The sequence below is a fragment of the Paenibacillus sp. GM2FR genome, from assembly GCF_002803325.1.
Taxonomy (GTDB): Bacteria; Bacillota; Bacilli; order Paenibacillales; family Paenibacillaceae; genus Paenibacillus_AQ; species Paenibacillus_AQ lautus.
The window spans coordinates 405,950-428,749 of sequence record NZ_MKZM01000009.1 but is presented as its reverse complement, the minus strand read 5'-3'; the positions used below and the strand labels follow the sequence as shown (position 1 = coordinate 428,749).

General features: G+C 52.8%; 21 protein-coding genes and 2 riboswitches. Of the genes, 6 read left to right on the top strand and 15 right to left on the bottom strand.

The window, feature by feature from the left end; genetic code table 11:
* Positions 1-112: 112 nt before the first annotated feature.
* From PAEVO_RS22970 to PAEVO_RS22960, 3 genes are all read left to right on the top strand, one after another.
* Positions 113-625 (top strand): RNA polymerase sigma factor, encoded by a 513-nt coding sequence (locus tag PAEVO_RS22970; protein ID WP_100539848.1) that lies wholly within the window; start codon positions 113-115, stop codon positions 623-625.
* On the top strand, positions 625-1,506 hold the full coding sequence (gene rsiV / locus PAEVO_RS22965) for an anti-sigma-V factor RsiV (RefSeq protein ID WP_100539847.1): 882 nt from the start codon (positions 625-627) through the stop codon (positions 1,504-1,506). Before PAEVO_RS22970 ends, rsiV begins: the two co-directional genes overlap by 1 nt.
* Positions 1,507-1,696: 190 nt before the next feature.
* The gene (locus PAEVO_RS22960; RefSeq protein WP_100539846.1) at positions 1,697-2,812 is read left to right on the top strand and encodes a stalk domain-containing protein; all 1,116 of its coding nucleotides are present in this window, start codon (positions 1,697-1,699) and stop codon (positions 2,810-2,812) included.
* 177 nt (positions 2,813-2,989) lie between these two features.
* On the opposite strand, the gene comJ is transcribed toward PAEVO_RS22960, so the two are convergent.
* The 4 genes from comJ to PAEVO_RS22940 all read right to left on the bottom strand — a co-directional run bounded on the left by comJ (position 2,990) and on the right by PAEVO_RS22940 (position 5,824).
* Complete coding sequence (comJ, locus tag PAEVO_RS22955; RefSeq protein ID WP_100539845.1) at positions 2,990-3,475, bottom strand: competence protein ComJ; 486 nt, start codon at positions 3,473-3,475, stop codon at positions 2,990-2,992.
* Positions 3,476-3,509: 34 nt separating this feature from the next.
* The gene (locus tag PAEVO_RS22950) at positions 3,510-4,160 is read right to left on the bottom strand and encodes a hypothetical protein (protein ID WP_100539844.1); all 651 of its coding nucleotides are present in this window, start codon (positions 4,158-4,160) and stop codon (positions 3,510-3,512) included.
* Between the two features lie 85 nt (positions 4,161-4,245).
* On the bottom strand, positions 4,246-4,845 hold the full coding sequence (locus tag PAEVO_RS22945; RefSeq protein ID WP_100539843.1) for an SMI1/KNR4 family protein: 600 nt from the start codon (positions 4,843-4,845) through the stop codon (positions 4,246-4,248).
* A 340-nt stretch (positions 4,846-5,185) separates the two neighbouring features.
* Positions 5,186-5,824, bottom strand: coding sequence for a carbohydrate-binding family 9-like protein (locus tag PAEVO_RS22940; RefSeq protein ID WP_100539842.1), 639 nt, complete (start codon positions 5,822-5,824; stop codon positions 5,186-5,188).
* A 195-nt stretch (positions 5,825-6,019) separates the two neighbouring features.
* Here PAEVO_RS22940 and udk point away from each other — a divergent pair, with 195 nt between their 5' ends.
* Positions 6,020-6,655: a uridine kinase gene (gene udk / locus PAEVO_RS22935; RefSeq protein ID WP_100539841.1), complete on the top strand. Its 636-nt coding sequence runs from the start codon at positions 6,020-6,022 to the stop codon at positions 6,653-6,655.
* A 294-nt stretch (positions 6,656-6,949) separates the two neighbouring features.
* Here the strand turns inward: udk and PAEVO_RS22930 are convergent, their stop codons facing one another.
* From PAEVO_RS22930 to PAEVO_RS22905, 6 genes are all read right to left on the bottom strand, one after another.
* Positions 6,950-9,271 (bottom strand): histidine kinase, encoded by a 2,322-nt coding sequence (locus PAEVO_RS22930; RefSeq protein ID WP_100539840.1) that lies wholly within the window; start codon positions 9,269-9,271, stop codon positions 6,950-6,952.
* Between the two features lie 2 nt (positions 9,272-9,273).
* A complete protein-coding gene (gene kdpC / locus PAEVO_RS22925) occupies positions 9,274-9,900 on the bottom strand; it encodes a potassium-transporting ATPase subunit KdpC (RefSeq protein WP_100540243.1) in 627 nt (208 codons plus the stop codon).
* Between the two features lie 81 nt (positions 9,901-9,981).
* Positions 9,982-12,015: a potassium-transporting ATPase subunit KdpB gene (kdpB, locus tag PAEVO_RS22920; protein WP_100539839.1), complete on the bottom strand. Its 2,034-nt coding sequence runs from the start codon at positions 12,013-12,015 to the stop codon at positions 9,982-9,984.
* 21 nt (positions 12,016-12,036) lie between these two features.
* Positions 12,037-13,716, bottom strand: coding sequence for a potassium-transporting ATPase subunit KdpA (gene kdpA / locus PAEVO_RS22915; protein WP_100539838.1), 1,680 nt, complete (start codon positions 13,714-13,716; stop codon positions 12,037-12,039).
* 30 nt (positions 13,717-13,746) lie between these two features.
* Positions 13,747-13,815, bottom strand: a complete 69-nt coding sequence (locus tag PAEVO_RS34930; protein ID WP_353057785.1) for a potassium-transporting ATPase subunit F — start codon at positions 13,813-13,815, stop codon at positions 13,747-13,749.
* Between the two features lie 158 nt (positions 13,816-13,973).
* Positions 13,974-14,384, bottom strand: coding sequence for a hypothetical protein (locus PAEVO_RS22905; RefSeq protein WP_100539837.1), 411 nt, complete (start codon positions 14,382-14,384; stop codon positions 13,974-13,976).
* Positions 14,385-14,514: 130 nt separating this feature from the next.
* Positions 14,515-14,682: riboswitch (cyclic di-AMP (ydaO/yuaA leader) on the bottom strand.
* Between the two features lie 541 nt (positions 14,683-15,223).
* Positions 15,224-15,397, top strand: a riboswitch (cyclic di-AMP (ydaO/yuaA leader).
* Between the two features lie 133 nt (positions 15,398-15,530).
* Here PAEVO_RS22905 and PAEVO_RS22900 point away from each other — a divergent pair.
* The gene (locus PAEVO_RS22900) at positions 15,531-15,992 is read left to right on the top strand and encodes a hypothetical protein (RefSeq protein ID WP_100539836.1); all 462 of its coding nucleotides are present in this window, start codon (positions 15,531-15,533) and stop codon (positions 15,990-15,992) included.
* A 60-nt stretch (positions 15,993-16,052) separates the two neighbouring features.
* On the opposite strand, the gene PAEVO_RS22895 is transcribed toward PAEVO_RS22900, so the two are convergent.
* Positions 16,053-16,973: a proline dehydrogenase family protein gene (locus PAEVO_RS22895; protein ID WP_100539835.1), complete on the bottom strand. Its 921-nt coding sequence runs from the start codon at positions 16,971-16,973 to the stop codon at positions 16,053-16,055.
* A gap of 203 nt (positions 16,974-17,176) precedes the next feature.
* Between PAEVO_RS22895 and pruA the strand changes: the two genes are divergently transcribed.
* Positions 17,177-18,724 (top strand): L-glutamate gamma-semialdehyde dehydrogenase, encoded by a 1,548-nt coding sequence (gene pruA, locus PAEVO_RS22890; RefSeq protein ID WP_100539834.1) that lies wholly within the window; start codon positions 17,177-17,179, stop codon positions 18,722-18,724.
* Between the two features lie 67 nt (positions 18,725-18,791).
* Here pruA and PAEVO_RS22885 read toward each other — a convergent pair whose 3' ends face one another.
* The 4 genes from PAEVO_RS22885 to PAEVO_RS22870 all read right to left on the bottom strand — a co-directional run bounded on the left by PAEVO_RS22885 (position 18,792) and on the right by PAEVO_RS22870 (position 22,749).
* Positions 18,792-20,204, bottom strand: coding sequence for a serine hydrolase domain-containing protein (locus PAEVO_RS22885; protein ID WP_243390904.1), 1,413 nt, complete (start codon positions 20,202-20,204; stop codon positions 18,792-18,794).
* Between the two features lie 75 nt (positions 20,205-20,279).
* Positions 20,280-21,041 carry a polysaccharide deacetylase family protein gene (locus PAEVO_RS22880; protein WP_100539832.1) on the bottom strand — a complete coding sequence of 254 codons (762 nt, stop codon included), beginning with the start codon at positions 21,039-21,041 and terminating at the stop codon, positions 20,280-20,282.
* Positions 21,038-21,874: a carbohydrate ABC transporter permease gene (locus PAEVO_RS22875; protein WP_100539831.1), complete on the bottom strand. Its 837-nt coding sequence runs from the start codon at positions 21,872-21,874 to the stop codon at positions 21,038-21,040. Before PAEVO_RS22875 ends, PAEVO_RS22880 begins: the two co-directional genes overlap by 4 nt.
* Positions 21,874-22,749 carry a carbohydrate ABC transporter permease gene (locus PAEVO_RS22870; RefSeq protein ID WP_100539830.1) on the bottom strand — a complete coding sequence of 292 codons (876 nt, stop codon included), beginning with the start codon at positions 22,747-22,749 and terminating at the stop codon, positions 21,874-21,876. The genes PAEVO_RS22875 and PAEVO_RS22870 overlap by 1 nt, the downstream gene beginning before the upstream one ends.
* Between the last annotated feature and the right edge of the window lie 51 nt (positions 22,750-22,800).

The window sequence follows — 22,800 nt, the reverse complement described above, 5'->3', positions numbered from 1 at the left end:
TTAAATTTTTTTTCGCAGAATCAAACTTTTTGAAAGACTCGCACGTCTTGCTTCCGTAAGTCAATTGCAATTGATGGTTACCCGCGCGGGCCCAAAGGAGTGTCATATTTACATGAGTGGCGGCCGGAAGCTTGAGAAGCTTCTTATCCAATGTATATCCGAAAATCAGAACAGCGCCTACCGGCTGGCATACAGCTACGTTAGAAATAAAGAGGATGCCCTCGATATCGTTCAGGACGCGATCCACAAAGCATTTTTATCCATGGAAAAGCTGAAGCAGACGGGTTCATTAAAAAGCTGGTTTTTCCGAATTATTGTAACAACCTCCCTGGATTTCATTAGAAAACAGAAAAAAGTCCACGTCATGGACGACGAGAACCTGGAGGTTATATTACCCGGCAGCCATGATCACTATCCGAATCTGGATCTGGCTCAATCTTTGGAGGAATTACCCGACAAGTATCGAGTCATCATCATACTCCGGTTTTTTGAAGATATGAAGATTGACGAAATTGCCGAAGTGCTCCACGAAAATGTCAGCACGGTGAAAACGAGATTATACCAAGGACTACAGAGACTGCGGGTGAACCTAAGCGAGGAAGATCAAGAGGAGGCACAACGATAATGCATGACAAGCTGAATAGGATGAAAGAGCAGTACGAGAGCATTCCTATTCCTGACGAACTAAGCTCCATTGTCAACAAGACCATAGCAACCAGACGAAAAAAAAATAGAGCGCTGCCCTGGCTCGCTAGTAGCGCGGCTGCATGCTTCCTACTGTTCGCCGGAGTGAATACAAGCCCTGCCTTCGCCCAGGCCATGTCCGATGTGCCGGTTCTGGGCCATATCATCAAAGTGATCACCATCCGTGAATATGCCGAGACAGACGATAACACGGAAGTGCATATCGAGACACCCGGCATTGCCAACCTAGGAAATACGGAGCTTGAGCAAACCCTGAACAACAAATACCTGGAAGAAAACAAGAAACTGTATGAGAACTTCAAAGACGAAGTCGCCCTGCTAAATAAAGAAGGCGGCGCGCATCTGAGTCTCGATAGCGGTTATGAAGTGATCACCGACAATGAACAGCTGCTGACACTTTCGCGCTATATTGTCGAATCTGCTGGAAGCTCTGCCGAATCCAGAACATACGATACGATCGACAAGAAGAACCAGATGGTGATCACACTGCCAAGTCTGTTCAAGGATGATCGTTATATCCAGGTCATCAGTGACAATATCAAAGAGCAGATGCGCCAGCAGATGCAGAATAATCCGGACAACATCTACTGGGTGGAGCAGCCCGGCGTGGAGTCCGATGTACCGGAGGATCTGTTCCAAACGATCGCCAAGGACCAAAACTTCTACATCAACCAAGACGGCAAACTGGTCATCAGCTTTAATGAATACGATGTTGCACCCGGCTATATGGGCGTCGTGGAATTTACGATCCCAACGGAAGTGATCGCAGACCAGCTCGTCAGCAGCGAATACATTCGATAGATCAGCCGTATATCTCAACGAATGCAGATCGTCCTTCCGATCCCGTTTCCCCAGATTTTCTTTAGAATCTTTTATGATCAGTGGAAACCGGGGACATAGGGACCGCTTCGCTTCTCCAGAACGCTTCTGCCTTCTCCGTTGTAGATAACAAATTGTAGATAACAAATCATAAACCTGGAGGTAATATATCATGAAAAAAACAATGAAGCACACAACCCCAATAACCAAAACCCTGGCGGCTGCCGGATTAGCGGGCATCCTGATGATATCGGCTTCGGGTCTGCCATCCGCTCATGTCCATGCCGAAACCAAAGCTGCTGCGAGTACGAGCCAGGTGACCGCTCCAACCGTTGCCCCGCAACGGGTAACATCCAAAACACTGCAATCCAAGGAAAAATGGCTCGAAACAAACATTAAAATCCCTGTATTCCAAGGTCTGACCGACACCAAATATCAAGATCAGCTAAACGATATCATCGAATCCCATGCCTCCAAGGATATCGCCAAATGGGAGCAGGAAGCCACCGAGGCTGCGGCAAATGCTCAAAAGAACGGCTATACCATGCGCCCTTATCAGCTAACGATCACCTATGAGCTTACATCGGATGGCAAGGACGACAGCTTGATTTCCCTCAAAGTCATCACCGAAGGCATCGGGATGAACAATGGCGATCCCCGAGTGGATACGTACAACTTCACGAACGAAGCCGAAGCACAGCGCGTGACGCTCGAAGACCTGTTCGGTAAGGATTACAAATCCATCGTGGATAAGGCGGTCAAAACGGCGATTGCGGCGGATCAAGACCATTACTTCGCGAATGAAGACGGATTTCAAGGCATAGATGCGGAGCAATCCTTCTATGTCGCAGACGGAAAAGCCTATATCGTATTCCAAAAATACAGCATTGCCCCTGGATCCACAGGCATACCGGAATTTGCCGTAAAGCTGCCGGGTAAAGCATCAGACAAAAAGCCTGCTGCAGCCGTATTGAAACCAGGCGCTTATTACAAAGATAACAACGGCAAGCTCATGGTTCAGGTATCCGTGCTGCGCCAGCTGCAATTCAATGTCAAGTGGAGCGGCAAGAGCAAAACCACAGAAATCTCCAAGGGAGCCGTCTGGAGTGCGGTGACGCTGAACAAGGATGCTTATACTTTGGGTAAAATGGCCCCACGTTCGCTGGGCTCGGCTCCTGTCATGAAAAAAGGCCACGTCTATGTCCCGCTTGCTTTCCTGACGGACGTTCTGAACCTGAAAGCAGATCAAGGCAAGCATGGCGAGATTACGCTGACAGCTGGAAAATAGCTGGATCCACTCACTTCAAAGTCTGCGCCTCCTGCACATCATCTCCCAAAGCAGGGACAGCGCAGCAGGCGGTAAAAAAGAGGCCCTCTCCAACACGGAGACGGCCTCTTCTTCTATCAATGATGGGATGATTACCTTATGAGGCCTTCAGTACCCTCGTTATAGTGCAGCATTCCGTCAACAATACCCCTCCGACAACGCTTCTCCTGCCTTGCCGCCCCATTCATCATCCATCAGATACCGGGCTTGAACCCTCTCACCCTCATGTACAAACGTGAAGCGATAATACACTTCTTCATCCTCGCAAATCTCAAAATACAGTGCATATCGCCCTGCTTGCAGTGGAAGCTCAATAACGGCGTCCGACATGACGGACAACAGCTCCAGCTTCCCGGGATCCAGAACGTCAAACGGCACGACCATCCGCCGCTGCGCGTTCGGATCTTCGATGAATGCTTCTTTCAAGGCCAGCTTCACCCAAGCGCCGAAAGCATCATCAGGGATGGGATCAAAGGTCAGATATCCCGGATGAATGACAACGCCCTGCTTGATATTGGTTTCTCCCCATTGGCACAACTCCTCATCAAAGTCCCGTGAGCGGACTTGAATCTGGTGATGCGAGATCGTAAGATCCACCTCTTGGGCCATTTTCGCATGCTGCATAAGTAAAGCACCTCGCTTTTTAGATACCTATATTCTATTTAAGCCGCTCCAAATGGATCGTGGCCAGCCTGCGTTCCGCATCCACCTGAACCCGCAAGCTGATGCCCAGCTTCTCCTCGAACAATCGGGTGACATTCAGATACTTGTCCTCTACGACTCCCGACCCTCCTCGGCCGTTGGAACGCGTCATGCCTGCGGTGATAATCTCCTTCACCATATCCCCATCCGCTTTGGCTTCCGGATTATATGTAAATATAGGCTCCTTACGATCGTTATAAAAGATCATGTCCTGCCGGTATTCCTTTGCGTTCACATACTCTTTTCGCGTCTCAAAATAGTCGCTCTCCAGATGGTCATACTGGACCCTCCCTGCCAGGAACGGATTGTCCTCGGAAGCTTCCACCTTGAATTGCCCATATGCCAATTGATACAGCATGTTAAGGTCCGACCCTTCCAGCCTGTAATACAACGGACGAAGTTCCCCTTGCTTATCGGTTGCGGCGAAACCGGCCAGCAGCGGCCAAGCATCCACTGGTTCACCATCCACATCAACGGCCAGCTGGTATTTGGTCAGGACCACCTCATTCTGAAAAAGCCCATACGTGCGCGCAATAAAATAACCGGGTATCAACAGCGTGGCTGCCACCAGTATGATCACTCCCCAGAGGACCCTCCTGCCTTTCATGCTGTCACCTCCCCCGCTAGTTCTTCCTCAGATCATTACGCATGGCGCATTGTCAGCATCAAGAGCGCTTTTTCCTGGTGTTCCATCAGTAGTCTACCTCTTCAATCTCGGTGCGCAGATTGCGATTGGACGCCCGAAGGAGCTCCGTGAAGGAAGGCGCGATATAATACACAAAATCAGGATCATGCACGTACATGATGATCTGACCGGACGTTCCCGGCTCCGCCGGATCGAAATCCAGCATCAGATACAACGACCCGCCTGCCATTGTGGCAAACGGATACCACGCCTTGTGAAACAGGTAAGGTTTAATTTCCGGATCAAGCTGCTGAATTTCCTCCGAACTGTAATACGCATCCAGCCGTTCGTCCCGCTCGCAGAAATAGGATTTGACCTCCCTCATCTCATCCAGACTCATCAGGTAAAACGGCGTGTATTCCCCATCCCCCTCGTTCCCGGGATAGAGCACGTGAAACCCGTACCCGCTGCCGTTCTTCTTATTGTAAAACGAACGAAAGTCCTGCGGTAACCTGATCCCGAACTCCGCTTCAAAAAGCTGCAATTGCTCAGGAGCCGCCCCCTCCAATTGTTTATATTCATCCAGCAGATCCCGAAGATCTTCGGCGACCTTCTCCTCCAACTGCTGCTCCAGCTCGAGCATCAGTCCATCGATGACAGCATTCATAAAATAACCTCCGTTGATTGCATGTTCACTCAAAGCCGAGTGCTTCCCTTTACTAAAAAGTATATAGAACGCTGCAATGAAAACAACATGTCCTGCGGCATGCAAAAAAAGGGACAAAATCCCTCTTGAGATGTTCGTTTTGGTTCTTTTATGAAAACACCCCGGGTATTTACGGCCGCTGAAGCGCAGCTATTTCATGCCCGGAATCGGCTCATTCGATACCAGGGATAGGCATTGTGGGATAGGGGTAGCCCGCTCTCCTGCCGGAGGAATAGCACAAGAATGCCGCACAGCAGATATGAAAATCCACGGATGCGGCATTCTGATTTACAATGATATGTTAAATGACATCGACAAACTCCAGCTTCCCAAAACGCGAAGGGATGTGGTAATTCACCTCACCGGTCGGGCTCCATGCCTGATACTCCCGGTTTCCTTCGGTGTCCTCATCAATGCGGTAAAAATTCACGTCCCAGCTTCGTCCTGCTTGCGGAGCGTTCTTGAAGTTCGCAGCCGGAATGCGAATTTCATATATCAAATTTCCCTTACCGTCATGTTCTACCGAGGTTTGAAGACCGGTAAGATCCCAATGAATATCGCTGTTTGTGATCGACTTCCCGCCATCATTACGGATCAGGGCGTCGAATATAACATTGTTCGGACTAACCTCAAGCTCGATATATTCCGTTCCCGTTCCTGTTTCGTCTATAAACAGTTCCACGACATCCTGTTCATACAGCGGATCATCCCGATGCTGATACTCCGATACGATATGAGAATCCTGGCAAACAAACCGTACATAGAAGTATTCGGAGCTCCAGCAGGCGCGAACCTCGGTCGCTTCCTTCGCAGCAAGCCCGGTCACGGTATCACTTAGAGCCACCGCTTCATAACGATCCCAATCGACGTTCCCCTGATGCCGCTCTCCCTGCTGGATGTATAGGGCGGGCTTGCATGGGTAAATTGCCGTATAATGCATAATCATCCCTCCGAAAAATTCAATTGGTAGTCTATCCTCTATGATAAGACATACAGATTCGGTTCGCTATTCCGTGGTAAGAATAAAGAACATACGGAAATCCCATCTTTTGCTCTATGTCCCCATAGTGAAAATAAGCGCATGCTGTGCTACAATAATAAAATTGCAAACTCTAGGGAGGGTTATGGATTCGCCATGCTCATAATTGGTATCGCCGGCGGCACCGGATCGGGCAAAACGACGGTTGCCCGCTCTGTCATTGACCGACTTGGTTCAGATAAAGTCACGTTTATTTCTCAGGATAACTATTACAAGGATCATAAGGAACTCAGTTTCGAGGAACGCGAAGCGATTAACTATGATCATCCGTTCGCTTTTGACAACGAGCTGCTCGTCGAACATCTCGGCACTTTAAAAAGCGGACAACCCGCATTCGCACCGGTGTATGATTTTACCGCTCATGCCCGTTTCACGGATCAGACCATCGAGCTGAAGCCGAACAACATTGTTATCATCGAAGGCCTTCATGTGCTGTCCGATGAGAATTTGCGCAAGCTTCTTCACATTAAAGTGTTTGTGGATACCGATCCTGATGTACGCTTGCTTCGCCGGGTCGTACGCGATATTGAGGACCGCGGCCGGACCATCCAGTCGATCCATAATCAGTACCTGACAACCGTCAAGCCGATGCATGAGGCGTTCATCGAGCCCTCCAAGAAATACGCCGACCTGATCATTCCCGAAGGCGGAGAGAATGAAGTTGGCATTCGCCTGCTCTCCATCTTGACCGAGAAATATTTGACCGGCGACCGCACGCTGTCGGGGGAATAGGACAAGCCTGCGAATCGGCCATTTGCCAGTGTAGGCAGCATGGAAAAAGCCCGCGGATCTGTAATTACAGGTCCGCGGGCTTTTTGGTGTTATCCGTGTCGCTTGAGCTTGTATTGCCTAACCTGCGCGTATTGCTTGCGTTCGTGCGCTTCCGAGTGTGCTGCGTTCTCGGTCTTCTTGTTTTCGGGGATGTGGCGTTATCCGCGTTTTCTGCACTTCCTGGACTTTCAGCATTTCCATCGTTTCCTGACTCACCGGTCCTTTCAAAGCATTCAGCTCCCGGCAGTTCAGCCGTCAAACATGCGGATCGTAATCCGCAACCACGAGCACGTCCATATGCCTTGCGTTTCTTAACAGGCTCCTGATCCATTTCAGCCGGGCGCACAGCTTCCATCCGGCCATCTGCGGCTGGCTGATAATCAACTGGGTGGCCTTGGCCTCATCTGCTGCTGCGACCCATTGAGAAGAAAAGGCGCATGCTGGCCCCCTTTTTACCGGCAGCATCGTGAAGGTTCCCCCAAGTCGCTCCGTTAATGTCTGAATCGCCGTCAGGCGCTGCTCGTCGTCATGGGACAGACTGTGATGACGCTCCAGAGGAAACGCCACATACCAGTTCGCCTTCAGCCGATGAGCGATCCGGAAGCCGCGTCGAATGAGCCGCTCCGCTTGCGGGCCCCTGCCAACCATGACATAGATAACCTCCTCGCGCCGCCACGGCCCCCGAAGCGAGCCGCTGCGCTGCCAGGATTCCAGTCTCTCGTCCACATCATCGGCAATTTCCCTTAAGGCAAGCTCTCTTAGGGCAATCAGGTTTCCCGTCTTGAAAAAATGGCTGAGTGCCTGATGCACCTTCTCCTTCGCATAAATGTTCCCGTCCTTCATCCGCTGCTGCAGAGACTCCGGCGTCACGTCGACGAGCTGGACCTCATCGGCCGATTGCAGAATATGATCCGGTATCGTCTCGCGGACGCGGACGCCTGTAATCTGCTCGACAGCATCATTCAAGCTTTCCAGATGCTGCACGTTCACGGTCGTAATGACGGAAATGCCGGCCGACAGAATGTCAAGCACATCTTCATACCGTTTCTTGTACTTGCTTCCAGGCACGTTCGTATGCGCCAGCTCATCCACGAGGACCACGTCCGGTCTGCGACGAATGATCTCATCGGTATCCATCTCCTCAAGTCGCGTTCCCTGGTAGTCCATCACTTTTCGCGGAAGAACCTCCAGATCAGCTACCTGTGCCCGTGTATCCTTCCGGCCATGCGTCTCCAGCAGACCGATGAGAACCATAAGGCCCTTCTTCAGCAGATCGTTGCCTTCCCGCAGCATCGCATAGGTCTTCCCTACGCCCGGGGCGGCGCCGATATAAACCTTGAACCGTCCCCGCTTAACCCGCTCAATCTTCTGATCCAGCTCCTGTTCATTCAAGCGATGAAATGATCCCGAAGGGAGCCGCTGTGGATGGAGCCGTGCAGGGATGATCCGCTCCCCGTCATGTTCCGCCCGATCCGCAACTATAAAAATATCCATCCCGCGCGTTTTCTTCAGCAGATCCTGAATGATCGAACCCTGCCACAGCTCCTGCCAGCGCGTCTGCTTCGAATGGCCAAGAACTATGCGGGTAACATGATGCTCCAGCGCATATTGAACCAGCACGTCAGCCAGCTTCCTCCGCGAATGAAGAGGCAGCTCTACGAGCTTGGCGCCGATCCGCTGCGACAGCTTTAGTAAAGATCGCTTGAAGGCGGCCTGTTCTTTGGTAAGCTCTAACCTCGGATTTACAAATGTGACGGCCAACAGCTCGCCGTTTAGTCGCTTTGCGATCTGCTGCCCGCGCCGCATATAGATGGACCCGTTCCAATGATATTGGGTAGATACCAGTATACGCTCATGGGCTCCCGATGGGCCGGCGAGTCCCTGTTCCTTGCGGTACCGCTCCAGCGAGTGGCTCACGCCTTCGGCAACGAGGCGGAGCGTCAACTCCCGGAGCACGGCCAGATTGCCCTGCTTCCATATGCTGCCCGCTCCAAGCAGGCCGTCTTGTGCCCGGTCCAGCATCGTTTCAGGTGTTACGTCAATGAGCACCACCTCATCGACGCTCTCCAGCGTATCGGCCGGTACCGTATGGCTGGCTTTAATGCCCGTCAACTTGGCGGCAATGCCCTGCACGTCCTCCAGCTCATACACATTGACCGTCGTGATGACGCTGATTCCCCGGCTTAACAGGAATCGGATGTCATCCAGCCGCGTGGCATGCCTCGCTCCCTTCCGGTTTCGATGGGCAAGCCCATCGACAAGCACCACCTCCGGGTTGCGCTGCACCAGCAGGTCCAGATCAAGATCCTTCTTCTCTACGCCGTCCTCCACCCAATGAATGCTGGGCACCCGCTCCAAATGCCGGACCTGCTCCACCGTTTCGGGACGCTGCATCGTGGATACGGCGGATATGACGATATCGATACCTTGCAGCCTGAGGGTCTGTCCTTCGCGAAGCATATGATAGGTTTTTCCTGATCCGCTCACAGCCCCGATATATACCTTGAGCCGTCCCTGATGTAGCTTTGAAATCGACTGCAAGATTTCCTCCGGCGATTTCCTCCGAAAGGGATCCATGATCAGTTAAGAAGCTCTTGGAGAGCCAGATTCAGCTTCAACACATTCACGCGCGGTTCACCGAACACGCCCAAATCCCGTCCCTTCGTATGATCCTTTACCAGCTGATCAAGCTCTGCCTCCGCAATTCCGGTCAGCTTGCTGATCCGCGGAACCTGAATATCCGCGGCCTGCGGGGAGATGTGAGGATCCAATCCGGAGCCGGAATCGGTTACCAGATCCATCGGCAACTCGCTCACCGGAACGTCCGGGTTGTTCTCCTTCCACGCTTCAATTGAGGCCTTCGTTCGTTCCATCAGGTCCGGGTTGGAAGGTGCATAGTTATTGCTGCCGGAGCCGGCTCCGTTGTATTCAACGCTGGACACCCTGCCGTGAAAATATTGAGGTTCTGTAAAATTCTGACCGATCAATTCCGAGCCAACCACGTTTCCGTCCCCATCCGTGATCAAGCTGCCGCCGGCTTGCTTCGGCATGAGCAGCTGCGCCGCCCCCGTCGTAACCAGCGGATAGAGAACTCCGCATAACACGATAAATACAAGACTCATTCTTAGGGCAATGCCTAAGGGAATACGGGCAGCACCCACCTTGGCATGAGGCGCCGGTGATGTTTTTTGCAATGGATTATTCATTGGTTCCTCGATCCTTTCCTTCATATTTTCCGCGTAAAACAACTTCAAGTTATATCTATCTCCCCGGTATGATTATCATATCTAAATCCAAAGATGGACGATCATATCGATCAGCTTAATCCCGATGAACGGCACAATCACGCCGCCTAATCCGTAGACCAGCACATTGCGCTGCAGCAGCTTCGACGAGCTCATCGGCTTATAAGCCACGCCCTTCATCGCAAGCGGAATCAGCAGCGGAATGATGATGGCATTATAGATCAGCGCCGAAAGAATCGCCGACATGGGAGAACCCAGTCCCATGACGTTCAGAACATTCATGCTTGGAATGGCGGCCGCGAACATCGCCGGAATGATGGCAAAATATTTGGCGACATCGTTGGCGACGCTGAACGTGGTCAGCGCTCCCCGCGTCATCAACAGCTGCTTGCCGATGGCAACCACCTCGATTATCTTCGATGGATCCGAATCCAGATCCACCATATTGGCCGCTTCCTTGGCTGCGGTGGTACCGCTGTTCATCGCCAGCCCCACATCGGCCTGCGCCAGCGCAGGGGCGTCGTTCGTACCGTCACCGGTCATCGCTACCAGCTTGCCTTCGGCTTGTTCTCGGCGGATGACGGCAATCTTATCCTCGGGCTTGCTCTCCGCGATGAAATCATCAACGCCCGCTTCACGGGCAATTGTCGCCGCGGTGAGCGGATTGTCGCCCGTGCACATAATCGTCTTGATGCCCATCCGGCGCAGCTGGTCAAACCGTTCCTTCATGCCCGGTTTGACGGTATCCTTCAGGTAGATCAGACCATAGATGCGGTTATCCACGGCGACAGCGAGCGGGGTTCCGCCCTCTGTCGCAATGGCGTCACTGTTTGGCGTCAAATCCGAAGGGAGGGGGCCTCCTTGCGACTGCACCCACGCCTTAACGGCATCCACCGCACCCTTGCGGACCTTCCGGCCATCCTTTAGGTCCATGCCGCTCATCCGGGTTTCCGCCTTAAATTCGATGAATTCCGCCCCGTCCGTCATGCTTTCATCTATTTCGAGGCCTTCCTTCTTCAGCAGCTCCAGCACGGAACGTCCTTCCGGCGTTTCATCCAGCAGCGAGCTCACGCCTGCCCATTGTGAAAGCGATGCTTGCGTTGCGCCGCCGACAGGAATCAACTGGCTGGCCATCCGGTTCCCGAACGTAATGGTACCCGTCTTATCCAGGATCATCGTATTGATGTCACCGGCGGCCTCCACCGCCTTGCCCGACATCGCCAGCACATTGAACTGCGTCACCCGGTCCATGCCGGCAATCCCGATCGCCGACAGCAAGCCCCCGATCGTGGTCGGGATGAGACATACCAGCAGCGAGATCAGCACCGGAACGGACAGCTCGATGCCAAGATACTTCGCGATCGGAGCGAGCGTAACAACAACGATCAGGAAGATCAGCGTTAAGACAATCAACAGCGTGTTCAGCGCAATTTCATTCGGCGTCTTCTGGCGGGAGGCTCCTTCAACAAGCGAGATCATCCGGTCGATAAACGATTCCCCGGGATCGCTCGTAATCCGGACGCGGATCGTATCGCTGACAACCCGCGTCCCCCCGGTGACCGAGCTGAAATCGCCGCCGGCTTCTTTAATGACGGGGGCGGACTCGCCCGTAATCGCCGATTCGTCAACGGACGCAAGGCCCGCAATGACTTCCCCGTCCCCGGGAATCATCTCGCCCTGTGTGACGATCACGATATCTCCTTTGCGAAGATCCGTGGACGGCACGGATTGTACCCCTCCGTTCTCCATCACTTTATGGGCCGTCATTTCCTGCTTCGACTGCTTAAGGGAATCGGCCTGCGCCTTGCCGCGTCCTTCGGCAAGCGCCTCTGCGAAGTTAGCGAACAGCAGCGTAAATAACAGGATGACGAATACGGTCAGGTTAAATCCGATACTGCCCTCGGTACCGAAATAGGACGGAAATATCGTCATCAACAGAACAACCAGAGTCCCGGCTTCCACGACAAACATGACCGGATTTCTCATCATCAGGACGGGATTCAGCTTCGTGAAGCTGTCCCTCAGCGCCTGACGGACCATCTCTTTGGACATCGCTTTTTTTCTCGTATTATTCATGGAAATAGGCCACCTTTTCTATTAACGGATCGTCAGATGCTCAGCAATCGGACCGAGCACAAGTACTGGCAGGAAGGTCAATGCACCGATAATCAGAACCACCGCGATGAGAATGCCGGCAAACAGCTTATTATCGGTCCGGAACGTCCCGAGCGTCTCGGGAACCCATTGCTTCCGCATCAGCGAGCCGCCCACTGCCAACAGGGCAATCATCGAAATGTAACGCCCGAATAGCATGACCAGTCCGGTTGTAACGTTCCAGAACGGCGTGTTATCCGACAGACCCTCAAATCCGGAACCGTTATTGGCCGCGGATGACGTGTATTCGTAAAGCACCTGTGAGATACCGTGAAAGCCCGCATGGGCAATGCCCGCCTGCCCCGCGTCCGTCATGAGTGCAAGTGCGGTCGGAGCCAGGATGATCAATGGATGTACCAGAATGACAATCGCAATCAGCTTCATCTCCCGGGCCTCGATTTTTCTGCCGAGAAACTCGGGGGTTCGGCCAACCATAAGACCAGCCAGGAACACCGCCAGGATCGCGTACATGAGCATGTTCATCAGGCCGACACCTTTTCCGCCAAAAACGGAATTCAGCATCATCAGGGACAGCGGCGTAATCCCGCCGAGCGGCGTGAGCGTATCATGCATGTTGTTAACCGACCCGGTCGTGGCCGCGGTTGTCACCGTCGTAAACAGGGAGGATTGGGCGATCCCGAACCGGACCTCTTTGCCCTCCATGCTGCCCTGCGAAACGTCGATGCCCAGGCGGTTCAACGCCGGATTGCCGTTGGTTTCGGCGGCATAGTTCAGCGACAGGAATCCGATAAATAAGGTCATCATTACCGAAAAAATAATCCAGCCCTGTTTGCGGCTCTTGGCGAACAAACCGAACGTATACGGGAGCGCCGCCCCAAGACTCCACATGCACAGAATTTCGATCACATTGGTCAGCGGGGACGGGTTCTCGAATGGATGCGCCGAGTTGGCTCCCATAAACCCGCCCCCATTGGTGCCCAGATGCTTGATCGATTCGAGTGCAGCCACCGGTCCTACCGCAATTTGCTGCTCGCTTCCTTCCAGCGTCGTGACGCTGAGCGTAGGCTTCAACGTCTGCGGTACCTGCAGCGCCACCAGCACCATCGCAATGATGAACGCGGCCGGGATGAATACCCGGGTATGGGCCTTAACGAAGTCCTCAAAGAAGTTGCCGACGGTCGTGCCCTTGCTGGTTACCGCCCGGATAAAAGCAATCGCCACGCACAGCCCGGTCGCGGCGGATGTAAACATCATCATCGTAATGACGGCCATCTGGGCCATATAAGACAATCCCGACTCCCCGCTGTAATGCTGAAGATTCGTATTGGTCATAAAGCTGATGATCGTGTTGAACGACAAGGTCGGTTCCATATGACCGATACCGTTCGGATTCAGCGGCAGCACCTTTTGCAGCCGCAGAATCAAGTACCCCGCCGCAACCAGCACGATATTCGTTAACACAAAGCTGACGGCATACCCTTTCCATGTCATCCCTTTGCGTTCTTTCAAGCCGATCAGAGCAAAAATCGGTTTCTCCACCCAGAAGAACCATCTGTCCGTTCCATTGCTTTCATTGCGAAACACCTGGTATAGATAAGTTCCCAGCGGCTTGACCAGCAGCACCAGAACGAGTATAACGATGGCAATTTGTAAAATGCCCATGACGAATGCCTTCCTCCTTCAGCCGTTTCCCTAGAATTTTTCAGGGTGAATCAGCGCATAAATCAAATAGAGAAAAATAAAAATCGTGAATATCAACATGATCATCACGGCTGATCAGCCTCCGGTTCCGAAACCACACGCCCGCACCAGGACATAAACAGCATGAGCAGTCCGTAGGTTCCTCCCAAAATAAGCAACATAACTAAATCCTGCATGAATACAACCTCCCGAAACTCGTTGTGAAATCAGCCAAACGCTTAACTGCCAATAGACGCTATGAGAAAGGCCACGTGACGATGGTTCGTATGAAGCACCACATCAGCACCCAACCCTTTGTATATCAATCGCGGATTGCTGGAATGGGTGATCACATAAATCGACTCTGCGGTCCAAGTCCGGCAAATCCGTAAATAGCGACAGCACAAATTCAAGCTGCTTTCGAACAGAAACACCTTGCTGACGGAAAACTCGGGAATGATCCAGGTTTGCTCGTCTCTTGTATCAATCAGAATAATGTGTTTGCAGCCCAGATCCAGCAACCTCTCCTGCTCAGCCCGGTTGTTGGCTATGGCCGCAAACGAAACATGTTTTTGAATCAACTGGCGGACGAATTCCTCCCCGGCCTTGTTCGGCGCGGATACCAGGATGAATTCCTGCGGTTTCTCCATCTTCTTTTCTCCTCCTAAGGTCAGAAAGAGAAGGCAACAACAAAGAAGCCCGTGGAAAGAGAAGAACTCTTCCCGCAGGCTCCTTAATAGGACACGGTGAAATACACCATGGCCCAAGTCCACGACAATCGTTGCCTCTCTCGATACGCTTACGAGGTTAGCTGACGGATTCGGGCGTGAGAGTCGCCCTACCCATAGACCGTTATCTTGTCCATGGGATTCACCCCTGAGAGATAGATTCATCTCCCGACTGGTTCCCCCGTTCCTTTTCCATTCAAGGACTCAGCGAAAATTGAAAACGAGTAGCATGTTATTCTATTAGCCATTGACTAAACATCCAGGTCCAGCAAAACAACACAGCATCAGGTTCGAGCGGTGAGAGTCGCATCATCCTGCAATTTCAGTGAAGGCCTATGGTGCCTTCTCCCGAGATTCGATCCATAAAAGAGCCCAACTGAGCTCTCACACTGTCTGTAGGCCTTCATGGATCGGCTGCCCATTTGCCTGTCTCTGATGTCCGTCAATTCATAGTTCGTATCATACGTCTGGCCCTGCAGGAAGTAAATGTGAGCAAAAACACATGTGGCGTTATGTCGAACAGGAACGGACCAATTCCGGTCCATTATCTCCAGAATACTGCTCTATACTATGTATTTCTCTTGTTTTCTTATATTTATCGTAATCTATCGAGATACCGAGATTTTGCCATGATAATAGATGACACGACCCAATGTACACGTTTTCTTTTGCGGTTTTTATCGATTTTCGGAATGTATCCGTCCCATATGGCCATTTACTTTTAGATTCCTCCGGCGTATGATTCATCCATCTATTCGAAACATTCATTTACGCTGAGCTCCCGACAGATCGGGAGACGGGGGAACCAAAATCGCCAATGGGGCTTCTGTTGGTGAACGGGGTGAATCCGCAGGCCTGATGGTCAGGCGCTGCGGTAGGGTGCTCTCAAGCCCGAATCCGTCAGCTAACCTCGTAGGCGCGTTTTGAGAGAGAACACCACCCGAGCCTTAAGCGGAAGCGGCCACTGGAGTAGGGCCTCTAACGATAAATAGGCCTGGAGAGCGGGGTATCTCTGCTCACCAGGCCTTTTTGCCGTGCATATAACATTCCTATAAAGGAGCGTAGATCATGACGAAACTCATCGAGGCCGCACTGGCACCCGTCATCGAAACCGCATCGCCTGTAATATGTGAAGAGCCCATCCGCAACATGGAGATGTTCCGTTTCGACCAGAGCTCGGCTGAACGCTTTATCCCCTCGAGCGATCAAGGCTGCAACTGCGGTTTGTTTAAAATCAGCTGCGAAAACGCGGCCGGGTATGCCGAATATGCACTGCCAAGCACGGGAGAGTTCGCGGATCTGGTCCGCTGGGCATCCGTCTTTACAAGGCTGAGAGGCATGCCCGTGACGGAGGCCGTTCGCTATGCCCAGAAGCAGCAGCAATGGGGATCTGTACGGATGCAACTCGCCGTATCGGCCCTCGCCGATCTGGAGGCCAATCTGCAACAGCACATCACCCGTAAGCGGTTAGGTAGCCTTCCGCTGGAGCGTTCCTACCTAATGAACTGCTCGGAGGCGTATTATTTCTAGGACGACAGCTAGAAAGAGCTACCGTCCTCGCTTCCATTGCAATTGGTTGTTTTCCCCCGCTCACTTGAACATATTTTTGAGCACCATCATCAGGTTAGCCGGCTTCTCTGCCAGCCGCCGGGTGAAATACGGGTACCACATCGTTCCGTAAGGCATATAACACCGGATGCGGTAGCCGTCCTGCGCAAGCGCAGCCTGATCGTTCATCCGCAGCCCGTACAGCATCTGAAACTCAAATTCCTGTTTGTCTATGCGGCTCTGCTCGGCAAACACCTTCACCCAGTCGATGATGTGGTCATCGTGCGAAGCAATCGCGACGTAGGCGCCCTGATCAAAATGCATTTTGATCAATTTCTTATAGTTGTCAATAACCTCCCGCTTCTGCTGAAAGGCAATGGTTCCAGGCTCTTTGTACGCCCCCTTCACCAACCGCAGATTAACACCGGCATGCATTAAATTCTTGACGTCCTCCTCCGTACGGAACAAGTAGGCCTGCATCACAGTCCCCACATTGGTCAGCCCCTCTTGATGGAGCCGCAGTGTCATGTCAATCGTGGCCTGGGTGTACGGGGAATCCTCCATATCCAGACGAACGAAGTTCCGGTGCTCTTTCGCCTTTTTCGCCACCAGCTTGATGTTCTCGTAAGCCATCTCGGGGTCCAGTGCCATCCCCATCTGTGTCGGTTTCAGCGATACGTTCGATTTCACTCCCCGCTTGGCAATCCCTTCCACAAGCTTCAAATACTCCTCCCGGTACCCGGCCGCTTCATCCAGCGTCGTGATACCCTCCCCCAAATGATCGAGCGTGACGAGAATGCCCTTCTCGTTCAGCCTCTCAATTTCATCCAGCGCCTCATCCAAGGTATCGCCGGCTATGAATCTGCCCGCCAATTTCCGACCGTACTTGATCGACAACCACTTCACGAATTTATTACCGGACACCGTCAGGATCACTTTACGGTAAAGCTCGGTTCCGTCCATGCGTGCGCCCCCTTTGCAAAAGGTAAACCAAAATGCACTCTATCTTAACTCATATGCAAAAATCATGACGGCATGCAGGAAGACATACATATCTAACATAGAGCTTCTCACCAGAAGATCCTAAACACCCCACCATGATGCATTCAGCAGCTGGACCATAGACCTTAAGCTTCGATTCATATCATGTTAAGGAGGGGCCTCCCATGCGCGTACCTTTTCGGAACGAACCATTTATGGATTTCAACAACGAGTGGAACAACAAGTTATACGATGCGGCGTTATCCGGAGTCGAAGCCGAGCTTGGCCAATCGTATCCCTTGGTTATCGGCGGTACCAAAATCTATACGGAGCGTACCGCACAATCGGTCAATCCGTCTCGGAAACGTCAGGTCATCGGCATTGTATCCCAAGCCGATACCGAGCTTGCCGAACAAGCTATTCAGACGGCAGCGCGTACCTTTGAGACGTGGAAGCACACCGAGCCGAGCGAACGGGCACGATATCTGTATAAGGCAGCTGCGATCATGCGGCGGCGCAAGCTCGAGTTCTCCGCGCTGATGACGCTGGAAGCCGGCAAAACGCGTGCCGAGGCGGACGCGGATACGGCCGAAGCGATCGATTTCATGGAATTCTATGCACGCGAAATGCAGCGTCTAAGCGCGCCCCAGCCGTTGACGGTTCACGAGGAGGAAGAGAATCATCTCTATTACATCCCGCTTGGCGTCGGCATCGTCATTCCGCCGTGGAATTTTCCGCTCGCGATTATGGCAGGCATGACCACAGCAGCCATCGTCTCGGGTAACACCGTTGTGCTGAAGCCAGCGAGCACCACGCCGGTCATCGCCGCCAAATTCGTGGAGCTGCTGGAAGAAGTCAGCCTGCCTCCGGGCGTCGTCAACTTCCTGCCGGGACCGGGCCAGGAAGTGGGCGATTATCTGGTGGATCATCCGCTGACCAGGTTCATCAGCTTTACGGGATCCCGCGACGTCGGACTGCGGATTCAGGAACGCGCGGCCAAAACGCAGCCGGGGCAGCGATGGATCAAGCGCGTCATCGCCGAAATGGGCGGAAAAGACGCCATTATCGTAGACAGTGAGGCGGATCTGGATCTCGCGGCGGATGCGATCACCGCTTCGGCATTCGGCTTCTCCGGCCAGAAATGCTCCGCCTGCTCCAGAGCCATCGTGCATAAGGACGTCTATGATGCCGTACTGCAGAAGGTCATCGAACGCTCCAAGAAGCTGGTGATCGGTTGTCCGACTCACGCCGAGATTCAGGTAGGGCCCGTCATCGACGATAAGGCCTATCGTAAAATTCTGGACTATATCGAAATCGGGAAAGGTGAAGGCACGCTGGTACTCGGCGGTTTGCCTGGCGATCCGGAGGGGTATTTCATACAGCCGACAATCTTCGCGGACGTGGCCAGCACCGCCCGTATTTCCCAAGAGGAGATCTTCGGCCCGGTGGTGGCCTTCACGAAGGCCGCCTCCTTCGACGAAGCGATCCAATTCGCCAACAATACTGACTACGGGCTGACTGGCGCGGTGATCTCGAACAACCGCGAGCACCTGGAGCAGGCGCGCCGCGATTTCCACGTCGGCAACCTGTATTTGAACCGGAAATGCACCGGCGCCTTGGTGGGCACCCACCCGTTCGGCGGCTTCAATATGTCCGGGACCGATTCCAAAGCCGGCGGGCGCGATTACCTGCTCCTGTTTACGCAGGCAAAGGCGGTGTCGGAGCGATTCTAATTACGGCATGCAAACAAACCTCTCCATGACGATGGAGAGGTTTTTAATGTATCTTGGTTTATTGGCTTCACGCCGTAACCTTGCCCTTAATCTCCCGGACCACCTTGCCCTGGAACGATTGATTCATCCAGTACGCAAGATGAATGCCTTCCTCGTCACCGAAGGTGCATTCCGTGGTTAAGTAGAATGGCGTCTCTGTCAGTCGGATGGTCAGCTCCAGCGTCCGATCGTCCTTCCAGGTCATGGAGGCAGCATACTCGTTATCCGCCATCATGATCAGTGAGGTGGTTCCCGACTTCCATTCGCCCCTGCCCAAGGCAATCGAGTTGACGCCACGTTCCCCCGCAAGCTCCATCACCGCGCCATCCTCTTCAAAACGAATGGAGAACGATTGCAGCTTCTCCTCATTCTCTTCGAGGTCATATACGATCCCGGAGACGTCCTTCTCGACCGGGGATGCCGCCTCTTCGCTTGGCGGATCCAGCTTTAGCGCTTGCAGCGTTCCAGTAAGAGAAGCCTCCGCTCCGGTATCGGCCGGCAGGGCATCAGATCCCATCGCCGGCTGCAGATGCTCCCACACTTCATTCAGCACGGCCTGCATGTCTCCTAGTCCGGAGGTAATCGCAATCACCGCATCCTGATCTGGCAGCACGACGCAATATTGCCCAAATGCGCCATCACCGCGGTAGGCCCCGTGGCGGCACATCCAAAATTGATAGCCGTACCCTTCGGTCCAATCCGAAGAGGAATCCGCAGGTCCGTTGGATATCTGCTTGGAGGTTGCCTCTTCAATCCACGCTTCCGGAATCAGGCGCTGGCCTTCCCACACCCCCTTCTGAAGATAAAGCTGACCGAACTTGGCAATGTCCTCGGTCTTCAGCTTAAGTCCCCATCCGCCGGTGTTGATCCCCTGAGGACAGCTTTCCCAGGTGGCTCCATGAATGCCGAGCGGCTCAAACAGACGGGGCTGCAAATAATCCAACAGCGTGATGCCGGTGACCTTCTGCAGAATTGCCGAGAGCATGTAAGTCGCTGCGCTGTTATATACAAAGTGTGTGCCGGGTTCATGCTCAACCGCTTGTTTAAGAAAATCGGCCGCCCAAATATCGGACGGCATGGCAGGCTCCTGGGCGTGTCCCGTTCCCATGATCAGCAAATCACGAATCGTCATCGCGGACAGATTCGGCGAGGGATCTTCAGGAGCGTATTCCGGAAAGAAGCCGATCACCCGATCCTCCAGCGCAATCTGTCCCTCTTGGGTCAGCAGTCCGATCGCGGTAGAAGTAAAGCTCTTGCTTAACGAGAACAGCATATGCGGTTTGTCCGCCTGATACGGCTTCCACCAGGCTTCCGCTACGACATGTCCATGCCGTACCAGCATGAAGCTGTGGAGTTCAAGCTGTTTCTCCTGAATCGATCCGATAAAACGTTCAATGGACTGAGATGAGATTCCTTGGTTTTCGGGGGTACTTCTTGGCAATAATTGAACCGTATTCATGTTCATCCTTTTCCGCCTCTCCCTGTATAACAAGATAAATTCATCATGACCCTTCCATTATACACCAGGCAATGGTAACGCTTCATCATATCGTATAGCACGAAAACCCAGTCGCTCACTAATGTCATTCAAGTCTTCCCGCGCAAGAAAGGAAGCCTCCTGATCGCGTCCTCGCGCCAGCGCTTCCCCATCCACTTGAGCATTGCCGCACTGCACCATTTCCTCCGAATACCGTGCCGGATGGGACAGAAAGAAGTACTGGTCTTCCGTCAAGCCGCCAAGAACCCTTTCAAACGACTCGATCCCGTCCGGAACGCCGCCCGGGAAGAAGTTGTAATAATAGCGATGGTTGATAAGTCCCTTCGCTTCCATCCAGCGGTCCAGCTCTTCTTGCAGCCCGGGTATGAAGCGCTCCGGCAGCATATGAGAATCGACATAAGAAATGTTGAAGCCTGCTGCGGTCAGTTTATCAAGCTGCGCTTCGCACTCTAGAAGGATCTCCTGCAGCGATGGCGGATGATCCTGGAACAGGATCGGGTCCTGATAGAAATATCCCGCCCGATCGACAAGCGAAGGAACCTGTTCCTTCGCGGCAACAGGTCCCCAGCGTACGTTATCCCATTCCGCATTCAGCGTCATATGGAAGCCGAAGCAGATGTCCTTGCGATGCGCCAACAGCTGCGCGGCCTCGGCAAGATAAGGACCGGGCGCCATGATAGACACGTTTTTAATGAATCCGGCCTCAACCGCCCGGGTAATCGCAGCATTAGCGGAACGGCTGGAAGCATAATCGTCGGCCCTCGTAATGATCCGCCTCATTTTACCGCACCTGCCGCAATCCCTTTGATGATGTATTTCTGCGCGAAAATATAGAAAATGACAACCGGAATGATCGTCAGCGTCAAACCGGCCATCGCCTGGTTCCACACAATCGTGAACTCCCCGAAGAAATAGAAGGTCGAGAGCGGAATCGTTCGCAGCCCTTTATCCGACAGCGTCAGCGATGGAAGCAGGTAGTCGTTCCACAGCGCGATGACGTTCAGGATCGCGATGGTCACGCTGATGTTCTTCAGCAGCGGGAACACGATTCGCCAGAACACGCCCAGCTTGGAGCAGCCGTCCAGCGTAGCTGCCTCCTCCAGCGCAACCGGTACGGATTTGATGAACCCGTGGTACAGGAAGACCGCCATACTGGACGTAAAGCCGACGTTCATATAGATCAAACCCTCATGGGTGTTGAGCATCGGAATGTGCAGATTGGTGCGAATCCAGTCCATCACCTGCATCAGCGGCATCATCAGCGTTTGGAACGGAATCAGCATGGTCGCCACGAAGGTAAAGAAAATAACTTTGCTCAGCTTATTATCCGTCCGCACCAACATCCATGCCGTCATGGATGCGAGCACGATGACGATAATCACCGAGATGACGGTGACATACAGCGAGTTGCCCAGAGCGGTGAAGAAATTCATTTTCTCCATCGCGGATTTATAGTATTCAAAGCTGAAGGAAGAAGGCAGCGCAAGCGCATTCTCATACAGCTCGGCACGATCCTTAAACGAGTTGATCAGCATGATGAAGACCGGAGACAAGAAGACCAGCGCAGCGAGGAACAGCAGGATATCGAGCAGCCATTTCCCTGATTTCTTCATTACATCTGCACCTCTCTTCTCTTCGTGATGATGACTTGCGTCAGCGTGAGTCCGGCCACAATCAGGAAGAAGATGATCGCTTTCGCCTGACCTAATCCATAATTACCGTAAGCAAAAATCTCATTGAAAATATTCATCGCAAACATCTCCGTTGCATTGCTCGGACCGCCCTTGGTCAACGACAGGTTCACGTCGTAGATTTTGAACGCACCAGAAAGCGTCAGGAACAGGCAGATCGTGAACGAAGGCATTAACAGCGGGAATACGATGCTCTTCAGACGCTGCCACAGGTTGGCGCCATCGACCTTGGCCGCTTCCATCAGCTCATCCGGAATCCCCTGGATGCCCGCGATGTAAATGATCATCGTATAACCCGCCAGCTGCCAGGTGAATACGGCGACGATGGCGTACAGCGCAAACTGCGGATGCAGCAGCCAGTTAAAGAACACGCTGTCAAATCCGGTCTTTTCGCCCAGGAAGCTGAAGGCATCCGTAAAAATAAACTGCCAGATGTAACCCAGAATCAGGCCGCCGATCAGGTTCGGCATGAAAAACATCGTCCGGGCCGCATTTCTCGAGCGGAGCTTTGTCGTCACCAGCAGCGCAAAGCCAAGACCCAGAATATTGACGCATACCAGTGCGAGCAGCGTGAATTGAACCGTATGCCAAGCCGATGACAGGAATCGGTCGTCCTGGAACAGCTGAACGTAATTGTCGAATCCTACGAATACTTTGGGATTTGCCGGAATGCCGTCCCAATTGACGAAGGAGTACACAATCCCGATAATGAACGGGATGAGAACCACGGTCGTGAAAATAAACAGAAGCGGCACCGTAAACAGGGCAAACCAGGCTTTATCCTTTCTTTTGCTCATAATCCATACCTTCTTTCCGTTCCGGATGATTCCCGCAAGGCGGCATCAAAC